Raw genomic sequence first — 25221 nt, 5'->3', positions numbered from 1 at the left:
GCCGGCATGAGCAAGCCCATCCGCTTCAACGCCTTCGAGATGAACTGCGTCGGCCACCAGTCGCCCGGGCTGTGGACCCATCCGCGCGACCGGTCCTGGCAGTACAAGGACCTCGACTACTGGACCGGCCTCGCGAAGACGCTCGAAAAAGGCATCTTCGACGGCGTGTTCATCGCCGACGTGCTGGGCGTGTACGACGTGTACAAGGGCAGCGCCCGGCATGCGATCGAGCAGGCGGCGCAGATCCCGGTGAACGATCCGCTCCAGCTCGCGGCGCCGATGGCGCTCGTGACCGAGCATCTCGGCTTCGGCATCACCTCGTCGATCTTCTTCGAGCATCCCTATCCGTTCGCGCGCCGGCTTTCCACGGCCGACCACCTCACCAAGGGGCGCGTGGGCTGGAACATCGTCACCTCCTACCTCGAAAGCGGCTCGCGCAACCTCGGTGGCACGCAGACGCGGCATGACGACCGCTACGACGTGGCGGACGAGTACCTGGAGGTGCTCTACAAGCTCTGGGAAGGCAGCTGGGAGGACGGCGCGGTGCTGCGCGACCGCGAGCGCCGCGTCTTCACCGACCCGGACAAGGTGCACGAGATCGGCCACAAGGGCCGGCATTACGAGGTGCCGGGCTATCACCTCTGCGAGCCGTCGCCGCAGCGCACGCCGGTGCTCTACCAGGCCGGCGCCTCGTCGCGCGGGCGGCGCTTCGCGGCACAGCATGCCGAATGCGTGTTCGTCGCCGCGCCGACCCGCACCGTGCTGCGCAACTACGTGAGCGACATGCGCCGGCTCGCCGTCGCGGCCGGGCGCAAGCCCGACGACCTGCTCGTGTACACGCTGCTCACGATCATCGTGGACGAGACCGACGCCAGGGCCCAGGCCCGCTTCGAGGACTACCGGCGCCATGTGAGCCTCGACGGCTCGCTGGTGTTCATGTCGGGCTGGACCGGCATCGACTTCGGCACCTATGCGCCGACCGACCTCGTGCGCAAGGTCGAGACCAACGCCATCGTCTCGGCGGTCGATGCGCTGTCGGAAGGCGATCCCGACAAGCGCTGGACGATCGAGGAGCTTGCGGTGTTCGGCGGCATCGGCGGTCTCGGGCCGGTGCTGGTCGGCTCGCCCGCGACGGTGGCCGACCTGCTCCAGCAATGGGTCGAGGAGACCGACGTGGACGGCTTCAACCTCGCCTACGCCGTCACGCCCGAGACCTTCGAGAACATCGTCGGCCTGCTCGTGCCCGAGTTGCAGCGGCGGGGCGTCTATCCGACGGCCTACCGGCCGGGCACGCTGCGCGAGAAGCTGTTCGGCGCGGGGCCGACGCTGGGCGCCGGTCATCCGGCGGCGGGCTATCGGGACATCGAGGCGGTGAAGGCCGCCGAGGCGGCGCGCGCGGCGGCCTGAAGCGCGCACCGACCGCGAGGGGCCGGCCGCCGTCAGGGCGCCGGCCCCTTCGCCTTTGCAGGCGTCAGAACGAATGCGCGAAGCCTGCGTAGCTGCCGAGCTGGCTCGCGCCGAAGCCCGGGCGGTTGTCGGTGGTCTCGACCGAGAAGTTCGCGCGATCACTGTTGCGCACCGTGCCGACGGTGAAGTAGGCGAGCGTGCGCGGCGAGAACGCATAGTTGGCGCCGAGCGCGAACAGGTTGGCGTGGCCGTTGTCGCGGTCGAGCACGACGCGGTAGGCGGCGCCGATCACGGTGACGCGGCGCGTGGCCTGCCAGTTCGTGCCGATCCAGCCGTGGCGGCCGCGCGTCGGCGCGCCGGGCGCGGCATCGGGGGCGGCGAGGTCCTGCCAGCCCGCGAGCAGCTTCACGTCGCCGAGGGTGACGGCGCCGCCGAGGGTCAGTTCGCGCGAGGTGAGGAAGAGGTCGCTGTAGCGGCCGTCGGCGTCGCGGCTCGTGTCCCAGATCGCGCGCAGCTCGGCGCTGCCCGCGCGGTACACGGCCGACACCGCGTCGCGGTGTTGCGCGGGATAGCTGGTCTGTTCGCCGAGGCTGGTCTGCACGCCGACCTGGAAGCCGGCGAGCGTCGGGCTCTGGTACTCCACGATGTTGTTCGGGATCTGCCAGTTGCGGCCGCGCACCAGCGTCGCCGTGCCGATGAACTGCTGGCCGGTCGGGTCGATGTAGTAGACGTCGTTGCTGATCGAGAGGTTCTTGCCGATGGTGAGGCGGCCCCACTGCCGGCTGTCGAAGCCGACATAGGCGCGGCGGTTGAACAGGCCGTCGGCGTTGCCGGTGCCCTTGGTGGCCTGGAAGCCGTTCTCGAGCAGGAACACGGTCTTGAGATCGCCGTCGAGCTGTTCCTCGCCGCGAAAGCCGAGCAGGCTCGGATTCCACTGGTTCGAGGCGCCGCGCCACACCGACTTGCCGGCCTCGCTGCCGTCGGCGCGGCTGTCGGCCTTGGTGATGTAGTCGAGACCGGCCACCACGCGGCCGTAGAGGGTGACCGAGGACGTTTCGGCGGATGCGCTGCCCTGGAAGGCGAGGCCGAGGGCCACGACGAGGGCGATGCGGGCGGGACGAAGGACTTGCATGGGATCTTGCTCCTGAGGAATGGAATGGTCTTGGAAGCGGCATTGCCGATGCAGCTTCCGCAAGCTCCATTCCGTTCGGAGCGACCGGCTCGGGCAGGTTTTTCGCCGGGTGAAGACGGTCCGGCTGCGGTCATGGCAGCAGCGCATCAGCGCTTTGCTGGGGCGACGGTTGCAGGCGGCGGGGACTGGCGTGAGTCGATTGCAATCGCTTGCAACGGCGGAACGCGGCCGTGACCAGCCGAGGAGGCAATTGTGAGGCGAGAGGCGCTCGCGATCGCTGCCCCTGTCGCGGATGGAGGGTGATGCAGGGAAGGCGCGCCGCACCGGGGCGTCCGCATGAGCGCGGCGGGACGGCTGTTCAGTTGGTCAGGAGAGTCGCGGACAGAAGGCGTGTCCGTTACTGACGCGGTATCGGCTTGATCGAAATGCGGAGCGAATGAAAAAGGACGGGATTCGTAAAAATGCGGGGGAGTGCCGGCGAATGCTCGGCCGGAAGGAATGGAAATGCTGTCGTTATTGCCCGAATGATCAGATGGCTGACGCCGGCATTGAAAACCTTCTCCGTCGATTGCCGACGGAGAAGGCTCACGCTGTCAGCAGGGTATTACAGCGACTTGTAGCAATTGCTGCTCAGCCAGGTATTCCAGGTGCTCGTGCCGATGGCCAGATAGGAAAGGAAGGCGCCGGCACGCGATTGCGCGGTGGAGTCGGTGACGTTCAGCTGCACATAGGACTGGGTGGTGTTGTAGTCCGGGAACAGCACGTATTGGTCGACCTGATAGGTGCTGCCGGCCCACGTCGGGCAGACCTGCGCATACGACACAAAGCCGGCCGTGGCCTTGTTGTTCGTGATCGCCTGGAGCGTGTAGTCGATGTTGCTGTACGAGCAGATCCATTGGCTGCCGGACACCATCGACGAGCAAGTGGCCGAGACGTTGGTGGTAGCGGAATAGACATTGCTGGTATTCCACTGATTCATGTTGTCGGAGAACGCCGCCGTCGGAGGATTTGCACCGCCGATGGTGCTGCCCATGATCCAGGCTGCGGCCAAGCCATAGGGCGCCAGGCCCGTATCACCGATCGCGAGCGTCGAGACCGCGGGCGTGGAGGGCGAGCGCTTCAGTTTCACCCGATTGGAAACAGCAGGGAGGCTGGAAGTCGACCGGACCCCGTTTGCACCGGCGCCGGCCGCCAGACCGGTCGTCAGGTAATTGACCGCGCGATAGGTCCCGCTCGTCGCCGAATAGGCGTTGGGCGAGAGGAGGAAGGCGGGAATGCCCTTTGCGTAGTTGGTCGGGCCGGCGGCAACGAGTGTCGGATAGCTGCTGGAGAGATTCGCCGGTCGCGTCGTATCCGCCGACATGAAGATGGCGTACTGCGGCGAATTGCTCGGAACAATGGAGTTGTACAGATTGCCCGACGAATCCTGGCAGATCTGGATCTTGTAGCCCTGGCTGTTGGCATACGGCGTTGCCAGCGAAATGGCGGGAGCATAGAAATTCGAGGCAACCGCCATCGTGAAACCGACGCTGCCGGAGGAGCCCACGGTGGTGCAGGTGGGCGCCGCATGGGCGGCCGCCGAGGCCATCAAGATTGCCGCAATACCTAATACACGCAACTGCGAATTCAACTTCATGCTGATTCTCCTGGTGAACAAACGGAAATTGCCTAACCACTGGGACTGCTGATGAATGAAGCTCGAATCCTTATCTTTTCGTCTTGTTTTCCTCCTCGGGCTGAGACGTCATGTCGTCATCGACTTCGATGCTGCGGATGCCGGCGGAATAGCGTGTATCCGCAAAGCTGATGTTCTGATCGAGCACCGCCGCGATCGGGGAAACGGACGGCGAATTGCCGGTGAGGTTCTGCCGTGCGGAGTTGGCGCTGCTGCGCGCGGCTTGATTGGCGCCATTGGTCATTGCCGATTCCTGGAGCCTTCGCTGCTCGGCTGCGGCTTCGTTTCGGGCGGCAATCACCTGGCTGATCGTGCCGTTGGCGTAATACTGCGAGTCCGGCAACTGTGTTCCGCTGAGGCCAGTGGTGTCGTGGCTGCCATTGCCCCAACTGTCGAAAATGCCTCGGCTATTGCGATCCGCGTTGAAATAGGTATTTGAAGTGCTGGTGTTGTTCGCATAGCCGATCAGTCCAGCCGCCCCATAATGGGTCTGATCAACTGCGGTGGCGGCCCCGGTTGAATAGGAATTGGTGACGGTCGAGTCGATGGCCGTGCCGATCAAAGCCCCGACATGGCTATTTGCGCTGACATCGCCGGTGGCATATGCATTGGAAACGTCATAGCCATGAATCACTCCAACCAGGCCGCCTGCGCTGTCGGTATAAACGCCGTCCACCGAAGCCACGGTCACCTTGCCCGTGGCATAGACATTGGTCAGGCTGCCAGTGCGGCCATAGCTACGCATGTAGCCGATCAGGCCGCCGACGGCATTTCCGCCACCAAGTGCCGTCACGTTTCCGGTCGCGAATGCATTGCTGATATCGATGGAGAATTCTTCGCCACGATATGAGGAGGTCTGGCCAACCCTGCCAATCAGGCCGCCAATATATGCATCCGAATAACTGGTGTTGGCCTTGATTGTCCCGGTGACGTTTCCAGTTGCATAGACGTTATCAATACGAAGTCCTTTGGAGCCGTACGCACTTCCGATCAGTCCGCCCAGTACGGATCCGCCAGTGACATTGCCCGTCGCGAATGAATTGGTCAGACTGTCGGTGCCAAGTCCGGAATAACTGCCGATCAATCCGCCGAGAGATGAAATGAAGTTCAAATATTGGATTTCAGTCACGACAATGGCGTCGCTGGCATACTGTGCCAGTATATTTCCGGTGGCATACGTGCCAGATACAGTTCCTCCAAAATTACCGGCCAGGCCACCGATTTCTTGAGTGGTGCCGTTATTGCGAGGGAAAGTGATCGTGATATTGCCTGTCGCATGCGAATTGGTGATGCTGCCGCTCATCCAACCAGCCAGCCCGCCGATATTGCCTCCTCCCTCCGAAATGATGTCGATGCTGGAGAATGATGACTGAATCACATTGCTGGTCGCGCTGCCGGTATAGAAGCGGCCGACCAGGCCACCGGTTGAAGCCGTCCACGGCCCGCTGATTGTTCCAGTGCTATAGACATTGGTGATCGAGCCGGCGCCTTCCCCGAGAAACGCCCCGACATTGGAAGTATTGACATTGGTGAAGCTGATATTCACCAAGCCCAGATCACGAATATTGACCGAACCATAATCGCTACCATTGCCGATCAACCCGACGCTGTACTGCGGGCTGTCCATCGTGAAATGGTCGATCTTGTTGCCGAGCCCGGCGAGGGTGCCGCTGAAGAAATACACGGGCGCAAAGGCATAGGTGGTGCCGCCTGCCTCCAGATCATGCGCAATCGCGTAATGGCCGGTCACCGCATCGAAACTGCCATTGCCGGTGACCGAATCGGTGTTATCCAGCGCATCGAACTGGGCCATGCTGTAGATCAGCGTATAGGCATCGCCCTTGATGGTGAGCGAATCGCCGCTGCCGGTGCCGCCGTGGAGACTGATGCTGCCGTACACGCCACCGCTGGTATCGGTATTGGCAATCGGCAGGCCATTCGCATCGAGCACCGTGCCGCTATAGCTGGCCTTGGTGCGGATGTTGTAGTCATTGCCGTAATTCATGACCAGGGCGGCATTGGTCAGGCTGACGGCGTTGTTGATGTTGATGTCATGGCCCGCATCGAGCGCGAGGCCCGCGACGGCGGCCGGGGCCGCGCTGCTGTAGGCGCTGTAGCCGGCGGTGACGGCGCGGTTGACGTTGATGTCGTTGGCCGCCGTCAGCGTCAGGGTCGTCGGCGCATCCCAGCTGACCGCGTCGTTGACGTTCACGTTGCCCTGGGTGCCGCCGGCGCCCATCGTCGAACTGATCGCCACATTCCCGTGGGCCAGCTGGCTCGACAGCGTCGCGCCGGAGATGTCGCCACCCGACGCCGCGATCGTGAAGTCCGTCGGATCGATCAACCAGGTCCCGCTGCGGCCTTCGTGTGCAAGCGTTGTCACCTGCGCGCCGTCGGCCACCTTCACGACCTTGCCGCTGGTCTCGATCGCTCCGCCGTTGCCCGAGACCGGCGCGCTCGCATCGAGCGTCCCGTCCACGCGGGTCGTGCCGCCGTGGGCATACAGCGTGATGCTGCCCGTCAGGTCATCGAGGGTGCGCGCGCGGATCAGGCCGCCGTTGTTCACCTGCGCCCCCAGCACCTGATCGGCCGCCAGCGCGGTGAGGATCACCTGCCCGCCATCGGCCTGGATCGCCTGCCGGTTCTCGACCAGCGCATCGAGCGTCCCCTGATCGAGCGTCAGTCCCAGCAGCGAATCGCCGTTGAAGCTGAGCGTGATGCGGTCACCCGCGGCCAGCGCCACCGTCCCCCTGGTCGCCGAGATCACCCCCTGGTTCGACACGCTGCCGCCGAGCAGCGCGACATAGCCGCCGTCCCGTGCATGCAGCGCCCCCTGGTTGACGACCGCCGCCGTGCCGCTGCCCCGGAAGACATAACGCCCGGCATTGAAATCGTCATCGCCCAGATCGCGCGTGCTCGCCACCAGCCCGCCGACATTGACGCTGCTGCCCTGGCCGAAGAGCACGCCGTTCGAGTTGACGAGGAAGACCTGCCCGTCCGCGTTGAGCGCCCCGTTGATGACGCTGCGCTCGTTGCCGATGACGCGGTTGAGCGTGACGGCCGAGCGCCCCGGCTGATGGAAGTTGACCGTCTCGCCGCCGGCGACGGAGAAGCCCTGCCAGTTGATGACGGCGCGCTGGCTGGCCTGGTTGACGTCGGTGACCGGGCCGGACTGCGTGATGGACGCGCTGCCGCTGGTGACGGTGCCGCCGGAGGGGGCGGCCAGGGCAAGCGCCGGCGCCAGCAGCACCGCCGCCAGCAGGCCGCGGCCGGCCTTGCCGCGACCGCGACAGACCTCGGGCACCGCCATCCAGGCGGCGTGGCTCTCGCTCCAAATCAGGCGGAAGCAGTGGTTCAACGACGGTCGTTTCATGGGCGCGGCCTGTTGTTGCCGGGCGGGACCAGATTCCCTCGTGTCGCCGGAGGGGGCGCCACGCTTGGTCATGGAAGGAATGGATCGCAGCCCGTGTGTGTGACGGGGTCCGCGCCGCATGTCACGACGCAGAAAGCCTTATGTAGTTGTGAATACAGCAAGCAAGGTGCCAAGGCCGGGGCGAGCCGGGAGATTGCTGCTTCTTTACTAGGGAAGAGATCGGGCTGGACGTCGATGCAAGAGCCGCGGGCTCGGGACGATTTGTCGCTATGTTGTAGAGTATATAACAAAGTTGATGCGTTTGCGACAAAGCATGCGGAGAGGAAAGGGGGGCGTCGGCGTGGGGGGCAGCGAGGTCGCGCGGGCGAGGAGCCTGCGTCCGCTTCGGCTCCGGAGGGTGTCCGGCGCATGCCGCGACCATGGATCGTTGAGAGGCTGCGGCAGTGGAGAAGGGTGCCGGCCCTGTCGCTGAGGCCGGCGCGGTGCCGCGGTCGTGTTCCCGTCTTGCGGACGCCTGGGAGACCGGCGGGTGCCGGAACGACCGCCCGCGCCGCGTCAGCGCGGACCCTGCTCCCGCTCCAGCTCGCGCACGATCGGCACCACCTTGCGCCCGAAGTACTCAATGTCGTCCTGGAAGTGCAGGAAGCCGGTGAGGATCAGGTCGATGCCCGCGCGCTTGAGCGCGACGATGCGCTCGGCCACCTGCTCGGGCGTGCCGATGAGGTTGGTGCGGAAGCCGTCATTGGGCTGCACGAGGTCGGCCGCGCCCGACTTCGCCCAGTTGCCCACGCCATCGCGTGTCGCGGCGCCGGCCTCGCGGGTCGCGGCATGGAAGCCCGCGACCGCGTCCGCATCGGCCTGGCGCACGATCTCGGCATGCAGCTCGCGCGCTTCGGCCTCGGTGTCGCGCGCGATCACGAAGGCGTTGGCGCCGACGCGCAGCGTGCGGCCGTTGGCGGCGGCCAGCGCCTTCACCTGCGCGGCCTGGGCCGCGAGTTCGTCGAGCGCGCCGCCGTTGGTGAAGTACCAGTCCGACACACGGCCCGCCATCTCGCGCGCGGCGGTGGACGAGCCGCCCTGGAAGATGAGCGGATGCGGCTGGAAGCTCGGGCGCGGATTGAGGTGGTAGCGGTCGATGCGGAAATGCTCGCCGTCGAAGCTGAACTCGTCCTCGGTCCAGATGCCGCGCAGCACTCGGATGAATTCCTCGCTGCGGCGGTAGCGCGCGTCATGGTCGGGCCAGGGCAGGCCCAGCGCCTCGAACTCGCGCCGGAACCAGCCGCTCACGATGTTGATGTGCCAGCGCCCGCCCGAGATCAGGTCGGCCGTGGCGCCGAGCTTGGCCACGACGGCCGGATGCCAGAGCCCGGTCAGGATCGCGACGATCACGTTGAGCTTCGTGGTCGCGCCGAGCAACGCGGTCGCGAAGGTCGTCGATTCGTGCTGGCCGTCGGCGCGGTAGCCGCCGACGAAGCGCGTCGCGGTCAGCGCGAATTCATAGCCGGCCTGTTCGGCCAGCCGCGCGAGCTTCACGTTGTAGTCGAAGTCCCAGCCGGTGCGCTGCTCGATGCGGCTCACGACCTGGCCGCCGCTGAGGTTGGACACCCAGTAGGCGAAGCGCACCGGTTCGAGATGAGGCGGCAGGGCGAGCGTCATTGCCGTTCTCCCTTCGTCGCAACCTGGGCCGCCTCCTTCGCGCAATCGCGGATCGGGATGCCCTTGCTCTTCGCGTACTCGGTGGACGAGGCCTCGATGAGCGGGCGCAGCAGCTTGCGGTCGGCCGCGACCCAGTCGCTGATGACCTTCCATTGCCTGCCGTCCCATTGCGTGAACTTCAGCGCGCCGCCGCCTTCGTGGTCCTCGCAGCTCAGCTTGATCGGCTGCATGAGGCCGGTCGCGCCGAGTTCGGCGATGCGCTTGTCGTCGAGATTGAGGTTCTCGAAGCCCCAGCGCACCTCCTCGCCCGTCAGGGGCCGCTTGCCGAAGCGCGCCTGCGCCACGCGGATCGCCTCCACATGCAGGATGCCGTCGAGCAGACCCATGTTGTAGTAGGTCGTGCCGACGCGCGCCGGGTCGTCGAGATGGCCGGCCTTCGCGCCATAGACGAACTTGCGGATGTCCTGCACCAGCGGGAACTGCTGGCCCGAGGGATGTGTGGTCGCGGCGATGTAGCCGATGGCGGCGTCGCCGGCCGGCTGGGCGTCCTCCTCGGAATTGCTCCAGACGTTGCCGATGATGTGATCGACCGGGAAGCCGGTCTTCTTGGCGGTCTTGAGCGCGACCGGATTCATCACGCCCCAGCCGCGCAGCACCACCCAGTCGGGCTTGATGCGGCGCACCTGGAGCCATTGCGACTGCTGCTCGTTGCCCGGATGCGGAATCTCGATCTGCGTCACCTCGAAGCCGTACTTCTTCGCGAGCAGCTCGTAGATCGGGATCGTCTCCTTGCCGTAGGGCGAGCCGTGGTACAGCACGACGAGCTTGCTGCCCTTGAGCCGGTCGAGCCCGCCGGCGCGCTGGCCGAGGTAGTTGACGATGGCCGAGGTCTCGCTCCACGGGTTGAGGATGACCGGGAACACGTAGGGGAAGACGCGGCCGTCGGTCGAGTCGGTGCGGCCGTGGTTGGGCGTGATGACCGGAATCTTGTCCTTCGTCGCGCGGTCGATGACCGCGTAGGCGATGCCGACGCTGAAGGGGTTGAAGGTGGTGGCGCCGGTCGGCCCCTTGCCCTTGAGCTTCTCGTAGCACTCGACGCCGCGCTCGACCTCGTACTGCGTTTCGCATTCCTCGAAGGTGATCTTCACGCCGTTCACGCCGCCGTCGCGGCGGTTGATGAGCTCGAAGTAGTCCATGAAGCCGCCGCCCTGGCCGGTCCCGCCGGCGGCATAGGGGCCGACGCGGTAGATCGGGATCGGCACGAACTGCTCGCCGGCGGCATGGACGGGGGCGGTGGCCGCGAGGCCCGCGAGGGCGAGCGCGGCCGCGAGGACGCGCAGGCGCGTCCCCGGACGGAGGAGAGAGGTCATTGGAATGGCTCCGGTTTCAGGCCGCGACGCCGCCGAAGGGCGCGCGCCGCTTGAGGTGCTCGGGCAGCAGGCCGCCTTCGCCGCCGGCGCGCCCGAGGTAGAACTCGCGCACGTCGGCGCGTGCCGACAGCTCGGCCGCGCTGCCCGAGGCGACGACGCGGCCGGTCTCCAGCACATGGCCGGCGTGGGCGTATTGCAGCGCGATGGTGGCGTTCTGCTCGGCCAGCACGACGGTCGTGCCGGCCTCGCGGTTGAGCCGGCCGACCGCCTCGAAGATCTCGTGGACGATGAGCGGCGCGAGGCCCATCGACGGCTCGTCGAGCAGCACGAGCGTGGGCTCGGCCATCAGCGCGCGGCCGATCGCGACCATCTGCTGCTCGCCGCCCGAGGTCACGCCCGCGAGCGAGCGGCGCCGCTCCTTCAGGCGCGGGAACAGCTCGTAGATGCGCGCGAGCGCCTCGCGCAGCCGGCCGCGCGACGCATGCCGCACGAAGCCGCCGACGAGCAGGTTCTCCTCGACGCTCAGGTGGGCGAAGCAGCGCCGGCCTTCGAGCACCTGCGACACGCCGCGCGCCACAAGCGCGTCGGGCGCGAGCCGCGCGATGTCCTCGCCGCGCAGCTCGATGCGGCCGGCCGTCAGCTCGCCCCGGCTCGCGGGCAGCAGGCGCGAGATCGCCTTGAGCGTCGTGCTCTTGCCCGCGCCGTTGGCGCCGAGCAGGGCGACGATGCTGCCCGCCGCCACATCGAAGCTCACGCCGTGCAGCGCGACGATCGCGCCGCCGTAGGCGGCTTCGAGGTCCCGCACGCGCAGCAGCGGCGGCGCGGGCCGGTCGCGGGCCGTTGGAGCGTCCGGCGCACCCGCTGCGTCCGGCGCCGGGTCGGCCGGCACGGCATCACGCGGCGCGGCCATCACTTGCCCCCGGTGCTTGCAAGCGTTTGCGCCTCCTTCGCGCAATCGCGCACCTTGGTGCCGGTCTCGGCGGCGTACTTCGCGGCCGACGCCTCGATGATCGGGCGCAGCAGCGCGCGGTCAGCCTGGACCCAGTCGCTGATGACGTTCCACTTCTGGCCGTCCCATTGCTGGAAGCGCACCGCGCCGCCGCCTTCATGGTCGGCGCAGCTGAGCTTGAGGCGCTGCACGAGGCCGGTGGCGCCGAGTTCGGCCAGACGCTTGTCGTCGAGATTGATGTTCTCGAAGCCCCAGCGCACTTCCTCGCCCGTGAGGGGCCGCTTGCCGAAGCGCGCCTGGGCGACGCGCAACGCCTCGACATTGAGGATGCCGTTCACGACGCCGAGGTTGTAGTACACGGTGCCGAAGCGCTTCGCGTCCGACAGGTTGCCGTGACCGGGCTGCACGACGAACTTGTCGATGTCCTTGAGCACCGGGAAGTTCGTGCCCGACGGATGCGTCGTGATCGAGATGAAGCCCTTGGCGGCATCGCCGGCCGGCGCGGCGTCATCCTCGGAGTTGCTCCAGATGTTGCCGATGATGTGATCGACCGGGAAGCCGGTCTTCTTGGCGGTCTTGAGCGCGACCGGGTTCATCACGCCCCAGCCGCGCAGGATGACCCAGTCGGGCTTGATGCGGCGGATCGTGAGCCATTGCGACTGCTGCTCGTTGCCGGGGTGCGGCACCTCGATCTGGGTCAGCTCGAAGCCGTACTTCTTCGCGAGCTGGTCGAGCACCGGGATCGTCTCCTTGCCGTAGGGCGAGCCGTGGTAGAGCGTGACGATCTTGCGGCCCTTGAGCTTGTCGAGGCCGCCCGATTGCGCGCCGATCCAGTTCACGATCGCCGACACCTCGCTGTACGGGTTGAGCTGGAGCGGGAACACGTAGGGGAAGACGCGGCCGTCGGTCGAGTCGGTGCGGCCGTGGTTGATCGTGATGAGCGGGAGCTTGTCGGCCGTCGAGCGGTCGAGCGTAGCGTAGGCGATGCCGACGCTGAGCGGATTGGTCGCGGCGGCGGGCGCGCCGTTGAGGCCCTTCTTGAGGCGCTCGTAGCACTCGACGCCCTTCTCGACGACGTATTCGGTCTCGCATTCGCTCCAGGTCAGCTTCACGCCGTTCACGCCGCCGTCGCGCGCGTTGACGAGTTGCAGATAGTCGATGAAGCCGCCGAAGAAGCCGCTGCCGCCGGCGGCATAGGGGCCGACGCGGTAGCTCTGGAGCGGGAAGTACTGTTCCTTCGCCTGGGCCTGGGCGGGCGCCTGGGCGGCGAGCAGGCTGCCGGCGAGCGCGAGCGCGGCGGCGATGCGGTTGAGACGGGTCATGACGGTTCTCCTGGGTGCCTGTGGCAGGGACGAGCGGGGCCTGCCGCGCCGGTCATGGCCGGGCGGTCGAGGGATGGGAAAGCGGTATCGGGAAGGCGGCTTTGGCGGCGCGGCTCAGCCTGGGCGCCGGTGTGGCGCCGGCCCGGTCAGGGCGCGTGGGCGGCGGCCGAGCGCGTCGGCCGCGCGATGCAGCAGCCGCGCGAGGCCGTCCGGCTCCCTGACGAGGAAGCCGATGATGAGTAGGCCGAACACGATGCGCTGGAAGTTCTCCAGCTGGCCCGGATCGATGCTGCCCGCGAACAGCGCGTCCGACGCATGGCTCAGGCCGATCGGGAACAGCACGATGAAGGCCGCGCCCCAGAAGCTGCCCGCGAGGCTGCCGAGCCCGCCGATGATCACGATGAACAGCACCTGGAACGAGCGGTTGAGGTTGAAGCCGTCGGCCTCGACCGTGCCGAGATACGCGAAGGCCCAGAGCGCGCCCGCGACGCCGAGGTAGAACGAACTCACCGCGAAGGCCAGCAGCTTGGTGCGCAGGATCGGGATGCCGAGCGAGGCGGCGGCCGTGTCCATGTCGCGCACCGCCATCCAGTGCCGGCCCGTCGTGCTGCGCACGAGGTTGCGCGCGAGCAGCGTCAGCACGCATACGACCCCGAGCGTGAGCAGATAGCGTCCGGCCGGCGCCGACAGGTCGATGCCCGCGACCGCGAGCTTCGGCGCCGTGATGACGCCCGACGAGCTGTAGTTGGAGAACCAGCCGAATTTCACGAACACCCATTGCACGAAGAACTGCGCCGCGAGCGTCGAGACGATCAGGTAGAAGCCCTTGATGCGCAGGCTCGGCAGGCCGACCAGCACGCCGAACAGCGCCGCCACGCCGCCGCCGAGCGCGAGGCTCGCGAGCAGCGGCAGCCCCGGCAGCCGCAGGCTGAAGTTGTAGGTGGCGAAGGCGCCCACCGCCATGAAGGCCGCCGAGCCGACCGAGAGCTGGCCCGTGTAGCCCGTGAGCAGGTTGAGCCCCAGGCCCGCGAGCGCCAGCACGAGAAAGGGCAGCAGCACGGCCGAGAACCAGTAGTCGTCGGCCACCGCCGGCACGACCAGCCAGGCGACGGCGAGCAGGCCGGCGAGCGCGAGTTGCGCCGGACGCGGACGCCAGCCGCGCGTGGCGGACGGGGGCGCGACCACGGCCGCGTCGGTGAGGGAGGGTCGGTTCATGTCCTGTCTCCGCAGGTTGGTGGAGGCGCTCAGACGCGCTGGATGCTGGCTTCGCCGAACAGGCCCCAGGGCCGCACGAGCAGGAAGCCGAGCGCGAGCGCGTACGGGAACCAGTTCTCGATGCCGCCGCCGACGAGCGGGCCGATGTACACCTCGGCGAGCTTCTCGCTCGCGCCGACGAGCAGGCCGCCGACGATCGCGCCCGGCACCGACGAGAAGCCGCCGATGATCAGTACCGGCAGCGCCTTGAGCACCACGAACGAGAGCGAGAACTGCACGCCCGAGCGCGCGCCCCAGAGCAGGCCCGCGACCAGCGCGACGAAGCCCGCCACCGTCCAGACGATGGCCCACACCCGGCGCAGGTCGATGCCGACCGCGAGCGCGGCGAGCGGATCGTCGGCCACGGCGCGCAGGCGCAGGCCGATGCGCGTCTTGTCGAACACGAGCGCGAGCGTCGCGACCAGCGCGGCCGCGATGCCGGCCGCCGCGAGGTCGAACTCGCTGAGCATGAGGCCGGCGAGCTCGAAGGGCTGGTCCTCGATGCCGAGATCGAGTTCATGCACCTGCGTGCCCCAGAGGCTTTGCGCGAGGCCCTCGACGATGAAGCTCAGGCCCAGCGTCGCCATGAACAGCACGATCGGCGGCCGGTTGACGAGCGGCCTGAGCACGCCGCGCTCGACCGCGAGCGCCAGCACCAGCAGCAGCGCGAGGGTGAGCCCGAAGGCGGCCCAGGCTGGCAGGCCGCGCTCGACCAGGCTCACGTAGGTGAGCGCCGCGAACAGCACCATCGAGCCCTGGGCGAAGTTGAACACGCCCGAGGCCTTGAAGATCAGCACGAAGCCGATCGCGACCATCGAGTACATGACGCCGGCGAGCATGCCGCCGAGCAGCACCTCGAAGAAGAAGTCCATGCCTTGCACCTTTGCGCGGGGCTCAGTGGGCGACGCCGAGATAGGCGTCGATGACGGCGGGGTCGTGGCTGACGCTCGCGGGCGCGCCGTCGGCGATCTTGCGGCCGTAGTCGAGCACCACCACGCGGTCCGACACCTCCATCACTACGCCCATGTCGTGCTCGATCAGCACGACGGTCGTGCCGAATTCGCGGTTGGCCTCGACGATGTGGATGGCCATGTCGCGCTTCTCGTCGGCGGTCATGCCGGCCATCGGCTCGTCGAGCAGCAGCAGGCGCGGCCGCGTGACGAGGGCGCGCGCGAACTCGACGCGCTTGCGCAGGCCGTAGGACAGCTCGCCCGCCGGCGCGTCGGCCCAGCGTTCGAGGCCGAGGAAGGCGAGGGCGCGCGCGGCCTCCTCGCGCTCGCGCGCCTCCTCGCGGCGCGCGCCGGGCAGGCGCAGCGCATGCGCGACGAAGCTGCTGCGCAGTCGCAGCGCGGCGCCGGTCAGCACGTTGTCGAGCACGCTCATGCGGTCGAACAGCGCGAGGTTCTGGAAGGTGCGCGCGATGCCGAGCCGCGCGACACGGCCCGGATCGACGCGCCGGTGCGCGACGCCGTCGATGACGATGCGCCCGGCGCTCGGCCGGTAGATGCCGCTGACCACGTTGAGCAGCGAGCTCTTGCCGGCGCCGTTCGGCCCGATGATCGACAGCACCTCGCCCGGCTTCACGTCGAAGCTGATGTCGGTCACGGCCTTCACGCCGCCGAAGGCGACGGACACGTTCTCGACGGCGAGCAGCGCGGCGGCGGTCATGCGGCGCTCCCGGCTCAGGCGGCGACGAGCGCGCGTTGCGCTTCGAGTTCGCGCACCAGCGGCAGCACCTTCCTGCCGAAGTACTCGACCTCCTCGATGAAGTGCAGGAAGCCGCAGAGCACGAGGTCCACGCCGATGGCCTTGAGCGCGACGATGCGCTCGGCGATCTGTTGCGGCGTGCCGATGAGGTTGGTGCGGAAGCCGTCGTTGTACTGGACGAGGTCCTCGAAGGTGGAGGTGGCCCAGTTGCCCTCGCGCTCGGGCGAGGCCTGGCCGGCCTGCTTGACCGCGTCGCCGAAGGCGTTGACGGCCTCGGGGTCGGCCTTGGCGATGATCTCGGCCAGCACGGCCTTCGCCTCCTCCTCGGTGTCGCGCGCGATCACGAAGGCGTTGACGCCGATCTTCACGTAGCGGCCGTTCTGCGCGGCCTTGGCCTGGATGTCGTCGATCTGGGCCTTGAGCTTGTCGGGCGTGTTGCCGTTGGTGAAGTACCAGTCGGACACGCGCGCGGCCATGTCGCGCGCGGCGCGCGAGCTGCCGCCCTGGAAGATTTCCGGATGCGGCTGCGACAGCGGCTTGGGTTGCAGCGTGTAGTCGTGAAAGCGGTAGAAGTCGCCGTGGAAGCTGAACTTGTCGGTGGTCCAGATGCCGCGCAGCGCGCGGATGAATTCCTCGCTGCGGCGATAGCGTTCGTCATGGTCGAGCCAGGGTTCGCCGATCGCGTGGAACTCGCCGCGGAACCAGCCGCTCACCACGTTGATCGCGATGCGGCCGTTGGTGAGATGGTCGATGGTGCTGAGCTGCTTGGCCACGACGGCCGGATGCCAGGGGCCGGGCAGGATGGCCGCGAGCACCTTGAGCTTGCTGGTCGCATGCAGCAGCGCCTGGCTGAACGACACCGATTCGTGCTGGTACTCGGCGCCGTAGCCGGCGGTGAAGCGGATCTGGCTCAGCGCGTAGTCGAAGCCGGCCTGTTCGGCGGTCTGGGCGAGGCGGGTGTTGTACTCGATGCCCCAGTGCGTGCGCTGCTCGATCTTGCTGACCACGAGGCCGCCGCTCACGTTGGGCACCCAGTAGGCGAACTTGATGTCGGCCTCGGGGCGCGTGCTGGTCTGGCTCATGAAGTCTTCTCCTGTGCGAATGAAATGCTCGGATGGCTCGCCGGCGGCTGCCGGACTGCCCTTGCCCCGACTGGAATAGCAGCGCGCATGCCATCGCGGCGGCTGCGCGCGCCAAAGCCGCCCGCAGCCATCGATCCGCCGGCCATGGGCGGCAATTGCCTGTCGGTTCACCTTCGATGGGCGGCATCCGCCGGCCGCAGCCTGCTGCCGCGCAAACACCCGGTGATGTGGTTATGGCGCTGACGGGGCCCGGTCCGGTTGCCGGAAGGGCGCGATTGCTGGCTGGGAAGCAGCGCATCAGCGGCTTGCTGCCCGGTCATCAGCAGGTCCTGCATACGCTTGCACGCGCATGCCGTGACGGCCCGGTCATCGCCATGCCGGCAGCCCCGCCGGTGCTGGCACAGGAACTGCGAATCGACCGGCGTTTCGATGAACAGACCGGGAATGTCAATGGACGATCTCAGCAAGCCGGAGCCGGCGGCGCGCGACCCGCGCCCGGCGCCGGACGACAACACTCCGCGCGCGGTGGCGGCGCGGCTTGCCGCGGGCTTCGCGGCCACGGCCGCCGCGCGCGACGAGGCCGGCGGCACCGCCAGGGCCGAGCGCGACGCGCTGCGCGCCAGCGGCCTGCTCGCGCTCGCGATTCCGGGCGAGTTCGGCGGCCAGGGCGCCGACTGGCGCACGACGCTCGACACCGTGCGCACGATCGCGCGCGCCGACAGCTCGCTCGGCCATGTCTACGGCTTCCAGCATCTGCTGCTCGCGACGGTGCGGCTGTTCGCGCGGCCGGCGCAATGGCAGCCGTGGTTCGAGCAGACCGCCGCCAACCGCTGGTTCTGGGGCAATGCGCTCAACCCGCTCGACACGCGCACGGTGGCCGAGGCGGTGCCGGGCGGGCGCCGCTTCGACGGGCGCAAGAGCTTCTGCTCGGGCGCGACCGATTCCGACATGCTCATCGTGTCGGGCCACAAGCCCGAGGGCGGGCTGGTGATCGGCGCGGTGCCGACGCGGCGCGCCGGCATCCGTCTGCTCGACGACTGGAACAACATCGGCCAGCGCCAGACCGACAGCGGCGGCGCGGTGCTCGACGGCCTGTTCATCGCCGACGACGAGCTGCTGCTCGACCCCGGCCCGCTCAGCACGCCCTTCGCATGCCTGCGTCCGCTCATCGCCCAGCTCGTGTTCTGCAACGTCTTCCTGGCCCAGGCCGAGGGCGCGGTCGAGGCGGCGCGCGGCTACACGCGCGAGCAGACGCGGCTGTGGCCCGGCTCGGCCGGCCCGACGGTGCTGGAGGATCCGTACATCCTTCGCCACTACGGCGACTACTTCGCCGCGCTCGAAGCCGGCCGCGTGCTGACCGACCGCGCCGCCGACCGGCTCGACGAGGCCTGGGCGCGCGCCGAGACGCTCGACGAGGCCGGACGCGGCGAGGTCGCGCTCGCGGTCGCGACCGCCAAGGTCACGACCACGCGGCTCGCGCTCGAACTCACGAGCCGCATCTTCGAGGTCGCGGGCGCGCGCGCCACGACGGCGGCGCTCAGGCTCGACCGCTTCTGGCGCAACGTGCGCGTGCAGACCCTGCACGACCCGCTCGACATGAAGCTGCGCGAGCTGGGCAACTGGGCGCTCAACGACCGCTATCCGGCGCCGTCGTTCTATTCCTGAGTGATGGTCGAGCGGGCGCTGGTGCCCGCTGCCGCGCCGGAGCCCGCCGCGCCACGTGGCGCGTGACGCGCTGCGCGGCGCGGGCCGGCACGAGCGGATCAGCGCAAGCAGACCGGCCTGCGCCGCCGCCCGGTCACTTCAGCGCGTTGATCTCGCCGAACTCGATGAGCCGCGCGCGCAGCACGTTGCGGCTGATGCCGAGCAGCCTTGCCGACTGCACCTGGTTGTGCTGGCAGAACTCGTAGGCGCTGGAGATCACCGCGCGCTCGATGAGCTTGAACAGGTCGCCCGGCATCTCCTCGTAGAGCGCGCGCAGCGCCGTGTCGAGCTGCTCGATCGAACTCGGCGGCACGGCCGGTTCGGCGGCGACGGGCGCCGGCGCCTGCGGCCGTTGCAGGCTCGACAGCGAGATCTCGTCGCGCGTGATCACGTCATTGCGCCGCAGCAGCAGCGCGTGATGGATGACGTTCTCCAGCTCGCGGATGTTGCCGGGCCAGGGATGGGCCAGCAGCACCGCCTCGGCATCGGGCGAGAGCCGGGTGCGGCCGTAGTTCATGCGCCGGCCGTATTCCTCGATGAAGTGGCGCGCGAGCGGCAGGATGTCGCCCGGGCGTTCGCGCAGCGGCGGCAGCGCCAGATGGGCGACGCGCAGCCGGTAGTACAGGTCTTCGCGGAAGCGGCCTTCGAGCACCGCGCGCTCCAGATCGTTGTTGGTGGCCGCGATGAGCCGCACGTCGATCGGCACCGGTCGGCGCGAACCGAGCCGCACCACCTCGCGCTCCTGCAGCACGCGCAGCAGCTTCACTTGCAGATGCAGCGGCAGATCGCCCACCTCGTCGAGAAAGAGCGTGCCGCCGTTGGCCGCCTCGAACCAGCCGGCCTTGGCCGCGAAGGCGCCGGTGAAGGCGCCCTTCTCGTGGCCGAACAGCTCGCTCTCGACCAGGTTCTCGGAGAAGGCGCCGCAGTTGACGGCGAGGAAGGGGCCTTGCGCGCGCATGCTCAGCGCATGGATGTGGCGCGCGATAAGCTCCTTGCCGGTGCCCGTCTCGCCGATGATGAGCGCGTTTGCATCGCTCGGCGCGATCATGCGGATGCGCTCCAGCAGTGCGAGCGACTTGGGGTCCTCGAAGATGTGCACGGTGGCCTTGATCGGCCGCGAGCTGGCGACGGCGTCGGGCAGCTTGAGCACGGGCCGCGATTCGATCGGCCAGCGCGCGACGGTGTAGGGAGGGAGTTCGAGATTTTCCACGGGTGCTCCTGAGGAAACGGCGGATCAGGAATAGAAGCTCGGCGCGGGCAGGCGTCCCTTGAGCGCCCATTCGCCGAGCTCGCGCACCTTGTATTGCACGGGGTCGTGAAGCGTGTGCGTGCGCAGGTTGCGCCAGTGACGGTCGAGACCGAGCGCGGCGTGCGTCGAGCGCGCGCCGGTGGCCTCGAACAGCCGGTTGCAGATGTCGAGGCCGGTGCGCGTCGCGGCCACCTTCGCGCAGGCGATGTCGAGCGCGAGCGCGCCGCGCTCTTCCACCGACAGCTCGACGCCGCGTTCGAGCGCGCGGTCGAGATGGGCGCCGGCGCGGTCGGCCAGCAGGCGCAGCGATTCGAGGCCGATGAAGAACTCGCCGAAATGCCCGAGCACATAGGGATCGTCGTCGGCATGCTCGAAGCCGGCCGCGTGCCAGGGCCGGGCCTCGCGCAGCGTGTAGCGCCGCGCTTCCTCGTAGGCGCCCTCGGCGATGCCGACATAGATGTTGGTGAGGATGAGCTGGGCCACGAGCGGGCGCAGGCAGGAGCGCGGCGTGGTGAGCGGGCCGGGGTCGCGCAGCAGCTCGGCGTCATCGACGCGCACGCGCTCGAAATCGACGCTGCCACTGTCGGTCTGGCGCTGCCCGATGTTGTCCCAGTCGTGCAGCACGGCGATGCCCGAGCGCGCGGTCGGCACGGCCGCGACCACGAGCCGGCCCTCGTCCTCGGTATAGCCCGAGACGATGAGCATCTCGGAATCGAGCGCGCCGGAGCAGAAGCTCTTGCGGCCCGAGAACTCGTTCCAGCCCTCGTGCCGGCGACACAGCGTGCGCCGGTCGAGCGGATTGAGCGCATTGCCCCAGAACCAGTCGAGCCGCGCGGTCTGGCGGAACCAGGGCTGCCATTGCCCGGCGTGGCCGAACAGGCGCGCCGTGGCGAGCATCAGGTGATGGAAGGCGAACAGATGGGCGACCGAGCTGTCGACGCGCGCGAAGCGGCGCACGACATCGAGCGCGAGCGACCAGCTGCCGCCGAGGCCACCGAGTTCGACCGGGATGGTCAGGCCGAGCAGGCCGCTCGCGCGCAGCTGGTCGCGCTGGAGCTTGGGCGTGCCGCCGAGCAGGTCGCGCATCGGCGCGCTTTCGGCGAAGCAGGCGACCAGTTCGGCGACGACCGTGTCCACGTCGGCGAGCGAGCCGGCACGGCTGGTCTGCGGCACATCGGACTCGGCGGGACGGGAGGACAGGACGGTGGAGCGTGGCATCGGTGATTCCGCATCGGCTTGCTGATCGAGTGGCAGCACAGTGCAGATGGCGTGCCACGGGCTGGCGACGGCAAAGCGGGCGGAATTGCTGATTTGTCGCGTGGCGAGTGCTGTTTGGAAAGCAGACGGCCCGACTTGGCTGCTGGGTTGCGGGCAGCCTGCTTGCTGCGAAGCAGCGGCATGGGAATTGACGTTTACGTCAGGCGCGGCGCAAGACGCGGGCGGCGCGGGCGCGCGGTCCGGCTCGGGACTATCCCTCGGTCCGGCGGGGCGACGCGCGCGGGGCCGCGCGCTGCCATCCGGGCCAACCCGAAGCCGGCGCCGGCCGGTGCCGAGGTCGGTGCGCGCCGGGCAGCCGGCCGAACGCGCTTGCTGCGTTGCAGCTCGACGTTTTGGTGAAGCGGCGGCGCCACGCTTGGCGCAAGCGTCAAGCGCATGACGCCGCCGGAGTCGTCGCGCGGCGGAAGATTCCTTTCGATTCAGTGACTTGCGTCAAATGGCACAGCCGCTGCGATAGCCGCCGCCACAACGAGGAGGCGCGGCCATGCAGAGCCAGAGACACCAGGTGACGATCGCCAATACCGGCGAAACCTATGAATGCCAGGCGGGCGAATCCGTGCTTGTCGGCATGGCCCGCATGGGCAAGCGCGGCATTCCGCTCGGCTGCCGCGGCGGCGGCTGCGGCGTGTGCAAGGTCGAGGTGGTGGCGGGTGATTGCGCGACCTCGCGCATGAGCGCCGCCCATGTCGGCGACGACGACCGGCGCGCGCGCCGGCTGCTCGCCTGCTGCACCTATCCGGCCGGGCCGCTCGTCGTGCGCGTGGTCGGCGGGCTGGAAAAGAACGCCTGTCGCCGCGCGACCGCCGAGGTGATGTCGTGAGCCGCGCCGTGCCCGCCTTCGATCCGGCGCGCAAGTACGTGCGCGTACGCCGGCTGCGCGCCGACGGCTTCGTCGAGTTCGACTTCGCGGTCGGCGAGCCGGAAATCTTCGTCGAGATGCTGCTCGGCAGCGCCGCCTTCGACGAGTTCTGCTCGGTCAACCGGGTGAGCTTTCTCGCGCCCGAGACCGCGTCTGCCGGCCCGGCCGACGCCCCGCTTCCCGACGCCCGCGCCCTCGACTGGCGCCTGAGCGACGCCCGCCTGCCGGGCGCCTGAACCCGCGCCGCGCGAGCACCGGCCGGGCGGTCCGTCCGCATTCGGCCGGGGCGCGCCCGACCGCATCCCCCAAACGCCCCACCCCCAAGAGGACCTCCGTGCAGATCGATCTCCGCACCGTCGCCATCGAGCCGAAGCGCCTGGCCTTCGACCATCTGGCGCGCCGCTTCGGCGCCAACAAGCAGCCGAGCCGCTACCAGGAAGGCAGCTACGACCTCCAGCCCACGCATAACTTCCACTACCGCCCGAGCTGGGACCCGCAGCGCGAGCTGTATGACGCGCGCCGCACCGCGATCGTCATGGCCGACTGGTACGCGCTCAAGGACCCGCGCCAGTTCTATTACGGCAGCTACACCCAGGCCCGCGCGCGCCAGCAGGAGGCGGCCGAGGCGAGCTTCGAGTTCGTCGAGTCGCGCGGGCTGGCGGCGCTGTTGTCGCCCGAGCTGCGCGACGACGCGCTCGGCCTGCTGCTGCCGCTGCGCCATGTGGCCTGGGCCGCCGACCTCAACAACTGCGGCATCTGCGCCGACGGCTACGGCACGGTGCTCACGCAGGCCGCGATGTATCACGCGATGGACAACCTCGGCATCGCGCAATACCTCACCCGCCTCGGCCTGCTGCTCGGCGATGTGGAGTCGCTCGCGGTCGCCAAGCGCGAATGGCTGGAGGCGCCGCGCTGGCAGCCGCTGCGCCGGCTGGTCGAGAACCTGCTGGTACAGCGCGACTGGTTCGAGCTGTTCGTCGCGCAGAACCTCGTGCTCGACGGGCTGCTCTATCCGCTCGCCTACATCGAGGCGGTGGACAAGCGCTATCCGCAACGCGGCAGTGCCGCCGTCACGATGCTCACCGCCTTCATGACCGACTGGTTTGCCGAGACCGGCAAGTGGGTCGACGCGGTGGTCAAGACCGCCGCCGCCGAATCCGACGCCAATCGCGCGCTGCTCTCGCAATGGACCGCCGCCTGGCGCGACCGCGCGCTGGCCGCGCTGGAGCCGGTCGCCGCCTCCGCCTTCGGCGACGACTCCGCCGAGGTGCTCGCCACCGTCGCGCAAACCTTTGCAAGCCGCGCCGCGAAGCTCGGCCTCACCGTCTGAAGGGCGCCCCATGTCGAACGTATTCATCGTCCTCCAGGCCAACGAGGACAGCCGCGCCATCGTCGAGGCGATCGTCGATGACAACCCCACGGCCATCGTCAACCACCAGCCCGCGATGGTGAAGATCGACGTGCCCGGCCGCCTTGTGCTGCGCCGCGAGACCGTCGAGGAAAAGATCGGCCGCGACTACGACCTGCAGGAAATGCAGGTCCACCTCATCTCGCTCTCGGGCCATGTGGACGAGACCGAGGACGAATTCACGCTGCACTGGAACGACTGACCGGCACCGCCGGCGCGAGGAGACAAGACCATGGACATGAAGGTGAAGCGCAAGCTCGGCCTCAAGGAAAAGTACGCGCTGATGACGCGCGACCTCGGCTGGACGCCGAGCTACGAGAAGACCGAAGACATCTACCCGCTGCTGCAATACGAAGGCATCCGCATCCACGACTGGGACCGCTGGGAAGACCCCTTCCGCCTGACGATGGACGCCTACTGGAAGTACCAGTCGGAGAAGGACCGCAAGCTCTACGCGATCATCGACGCCTTCGTGCAGAACAACGGCCATCTCGGCGTGACCGACGCGCGCTATCTCAACGCGCTCAAGCTCTTCATCTCGGCCGTGCCCACGCTTGAATACAACGCGCATCGCGGCTTCGCTCGGCTGGGCCGGCACTTTGCCGGCGTGGGACCGCAGGTGGCCTGCCAGATGCAGGCGATCGACGAGATCCGCCATGCCCAGACCCAGGTGCATTCGCTGTCGAACTACAACCGCTTCTACGACGGCATGCACGACTGGCGGCACATGAACGACCGGCTCTGGTACCTGTCGGTCACCAAGTCCTTCTTCGAGGATGCCTGCACCGCCGGGCCTTTCGAATTCATCATCGCGATCGGCTTCTCGTTTGAATACGTGCTGACCAATCTGCTGTTCGTGCCCTTCATCTCGGGCGCGGCCTACAACGGCGACATGGGCGCGATGACCTTCGGCTTCTCGGCCCAGAGCGACGAGGCGCGCCACATGACGCTCGGCCTTGAAGTCATCAAGTTCATGCTGGAGCAGGATCCGGCCAACCTGCCGATCGTCCAGCGCTGGATCGACAAGTGGACCTGGCGCGGCGTGCGCATCCTGTCGGTGGTGGCGATGATGATGGACTACATGCTGCCCAAGCGCGTGATGAGCTGGAAGGAAGCCTGGGAGGTGTACTTCGAGGAGAACGGCATGGCGCTGTTCCGCGACCTCGCGCGCTACGGCATCAAGGTGCCCGATTGCGTCGAGCAGATCCGCAAGGAGAAGGACCACATCTCGCACCAGGCCTGGAGCGCCTTCTACTCGGCCACCGAGATCAGCAACTTCCATACATGGCTGCCGACCGAGGCCGAGCTGGACTGGCTCTCGGCCAAGTATCCGGACAGCTTCGACAAGTACTACCGCCCGCGCTTCGACTACTGGCGCGAGTGCGAGGCGAAGGGAGAGCGGTTCAAGAACAGCACGATCCCGATGCTGTGCCAGGTCTGCCAGATCCCGATGCTCTTCACCGAGCCGGACGATCCGACGCAGATCGCCTATCGCGAGACCACCTACCACGGCATGAAGCATCACTTCTGCTCCGACCACTGCAAGCACATCTTCGAGGCCGAACCCGAGAAGTACGTCGAGGCCTGGCTGCCCGCGCACCAGATCTTCCAGGGCAACTGCTTTGCCGAGGGCAGCGATCCGACCGCCGCCGACTTCAATCCGATGAAGGCCGTCATGGACTACTGGCACCTCGTGCCGGGCCGCGACAACGGCGACTTCGACGGCTCGGAAGACCAGCGCAGCTTCGCGGCCTGGCGCGAGCAGGCCACGCGCAACTGAACGACGGGAGACATGC

General features: G+C 68.0%; 20 protein-coding genes. 7 read left to right on the top strand and 13 right to left on the bottom strand.

Features of this window, described 5'->3' with window-relative positions:
• Window positions 1-6 precede the first annotated feature (6 nt).
• A complete protein-coding gene (locus H566_RS0111765) occupies window positions 7-1407 on the top strand; it encodes an LLM class flavin-dependent oxidoreductase (protein ID WP_028311589.1) in 1401 nt (466 codons plus the stop codon).
• A gap of 64 nt (window positions 1408-1471) precedes the next feature.
• Here the strand turns inward: H566_RS0111765 and H566_RS0111760 are convergent, their stop codons facing one another.
• The 11 genes from H566_RS0111760 to sfnG (H566_RS0111710) all read right to left on the bottom strand — a co-directional run bounded on the left by H566_RS0111760 (window position 1472) and on the right by sfnG (H566_RS0111710) (window position 16927).
• Window positions 1472-2539 carry a porin gene (locus H566_RS0111760; protein ID WP_028311588.1) on the bottom strand — a complete coding sequence of 356 codons (1068 nt, stop codon included), beginning with the start codon at window positions 2537-2539 and terminating at the stop codon, window positions 1472-1474.
• A gap of 604 nt (window positions 2540-3143) precedes the next feature.
• Window positions 3144-4175, bottom strand: a complete 1032-nt coding sequence (locus H566_RS0111755) for a substrate-binding domain-containing protein (protein ID WP_084545019.1) — start codon at window positions 4173-4175, stop codon at window positions 3144-3146.
• 70 nt (window positions 4176-4245) lie between these two features.
• Window positions 4246-7659: a two-partner secretion domain-containing protein gene (locus tag H566_RS24655; RefSeq protein WP_169732524.1), complete on the bottom strand. Its 3414-nt coding sequence runs from the start codon at window positions 7657-7659 to the stop codon at window positions 4246-4248.
• A gap of 483 nt (window positions 7660-8142) precedes the next feature.
• Window positions 8143-9243 (bottom strand): dimethylsulfone monooxygenase SfnG, encoded by a 1101-nt coding sequence (gene sfnG, locus H566_RS0111745; protein ID WP_028311586.1) that lies wholly within the window; start codon window positions 9241-9243, stop codon window positions 8143-8145.
• Window positions 9240-10613, bottom strand: coding sequence for an ABC transporter substrate-binding protein (locus H566_RS0111740; protein ID WP_034411496.1), 1374 nt, complete (start codon window positions 10611-10613; stop codon window positions 9240-9242). Before H566_RS0111740 ends, sfnG (H566_RS0111745) begins: the two co-directional genes overlap by 4 nt.
• Window positions 10614-10629: 16 nt before the next feature.
• Window positions 10630-11523, bottom strand: a complete 894-nt coding sequence (locus tag H566_RS24650; protein ID WP_084545017.1) for an ABC transporter ATP-binding protein — start codon at window positions 11521-11523, stop codon at window positions 10630-10632.
• A complete protein-coding gene (locus H566_RS0111730) occupies window positions 11523-12884 on the bottom strand; it encodes an ABC transporter substrate-binding protein (protein WP_028311584.1) in 1362 nt (453 codons plus the stop codon). The genes H566_RS24650 and H566_RS0111730 overlap by 1 nt, the downstream gene beginning before the upstream one ends.
• A gap of 114 nt (window positions 12885-12998) precedes the next feature.
• Entirely contained in the window at window positions 12999-14099 is a 1101-nt protein-coding gene (locus H566_RS24645) for a branched-chain amino acid ABC transporter permease (protein ID WP_084545016.1), read from the bottom strand.
• 29 nt (window positions 14100-14128) lie between these two features.
• A complete protein-coding gene (locus H566_RS0111720; protein WP_028311583.1) occupies window positions 14129-15010 on the bottom strand; it encodes a branched-chain amino acid ABC transporter permease in 882 nt (293 codons plus the stop codon).
• Between the two features lie 22 nt (window positions 15011-15032).
• A complete protein-coding gene (locus H566_RS0111715; protein WP_028311582.1) occupies window positions 15033-15806 on the bottom strand; it encodes an ABC transporter ATP-binding protein in 774 nt (257 codons plus the stop codon).
• A gap of 14 nt (window positions 15807-15820) precedes the next feature.
• Entirely contained in the window at window positions 15821-16927 is a 1107-nt protein-coding gene (gene sfnG, locus H566_RS0111710) for a dimethylsulfone monooxygenase SfnG (protein ID WP_028311581.1), read from the bottom strand.
• A 450-nt stretch (window positions 16928-17377) separates the two neighbouring features.
• On the opposite strand from sfnG (H566_RS0111710), the gene H566_RS0111705 reads away from it, so the two are divergent.
• Entirely contained in the window at window positions 17378-18592 is a 1215-nt protein-coding gene (locus tag H566_RS0111705) for an acyl-CoA dehydrogenase family protein (RefSeq protein WP_425387930.1), read from the top strand.
• 133 nt (window positions 18593-18725) lie between these two features.
• Here H566_RS0111705 and H566_RS0111700 read toward each other — a convergent pair whose 3' ends face one another.
• Together H566_RS0111700 and H566_RS0111695 are read right to left on the bottom strand one after the other, a co-directional pair.
• Window positions 18726-19841, bottom strand: a complete 1116-nt coding sequence (locus H566_RS0111700) for a sigma-54 interaction domain-containing protein (protein WP_051378673.1) — start codon at window positions 19839-19841, stop codon at window positions 18726-18728.
• A gap of 24 nt (window positions 19842-19865) precedes the next feature.
• The gene (locus H566_RS0111695; protein WP_084545084.1) at window positions 19866-21098 is read right to left on the bottom strand and encodes an acyl-CoA dehydrogenase family protein; all 1233 of its coding nucleotides are present in this window, start codon (window positions 21096-21098) and stop codon (window positions 19866-19868) included.
• 544 nt (window positions 21099-21642) lie between these two features.
• Here H566_RS0111695 and H566_RS0111690 point away from each other — a divergent pair.
• From H566_RS0111690 to H566_RS0111670, 5 genes are all read left to right on the top strand, one after another.
• Window positions 21643-21978 carry a 2Fe-2S iron-sulfur cluster binding domain-containing protein gene (locus tag H566_RS0111690; protein WP_028311577.1) on the top strand — a complete coding sequence of 112 codons (336 nt, stop codon included), beginning with the start codon at window positions 21643-21645 and terminating at the stop codon, window positions 21976-21978.
• Window positions 21975-22253, top strand: a complete 279-nt coding sequence (locus tag H566_RS0111685; RefSeq protein ID WP_028311576.1) for a phenol hydroxylase subunit — start codon at window positions 21975-21977, stop codon at window positions 22251-22253. The genes H566_RS0111690 and H566_RS0111685 overlap by 4 nt, the downstream gene beginning before the upstream one ends.
• Before the next feature lie 98 nt (window positions 22254-22351).
• Window positions 22352-23347, top strand: coding sequence for an aromatic/alkene monooxygenase hydroxylase subunit beta (locus H566_RS0111680; protein ID WP_028311575.1), 996 nt, complete (start codon window positions 22352-22354; stop codon window positions 23345-23347).
• Window positions 23348-23357: 10 nt separating this feature from the next.
• Window positions 23358-23627 carry an MmoB/DmpM family protein gene (locus H566_RS0111675; RefSeq protein ID WP_028311574.1) on the top strand — a complete coding sequence of 90 codons (270 nt, stop codon included), beginning with the start codon at window positions 23358-23360 and terminating at the stop codon, window positions 23625-23627.
• Between the two features lie 30 nt (window positions 23628-23657).
• Window positions 23658-25205 carry a YHS domain-containing protein gene (locus H566_RS0111670; RefSeq protein ID WP_028311573.1) on the top strand — a complete coding sequence of 516 codons (1548 nt, stop codon included), beginning with the start codon at window positions 23658-23660 and terminating at the stop codon, window positions 25203-25205.
• Window positions 25206-25221 lie beyond the last annotated feature (16 nt).

Source organism: Derxia gummosa DSM 723 (assembly GCF_000482785.1).
GTDB lineage: Bacteria > Pseudomonadota > Gammaproteobacteria > Burkholderiales > Burkholderiaceae_E > Derxia > Derxia gummosa.
Note: the sequence above shows the minus strand (reverse complement) of the source record. Positions and strands in the feature narration are given on the sequence as shown.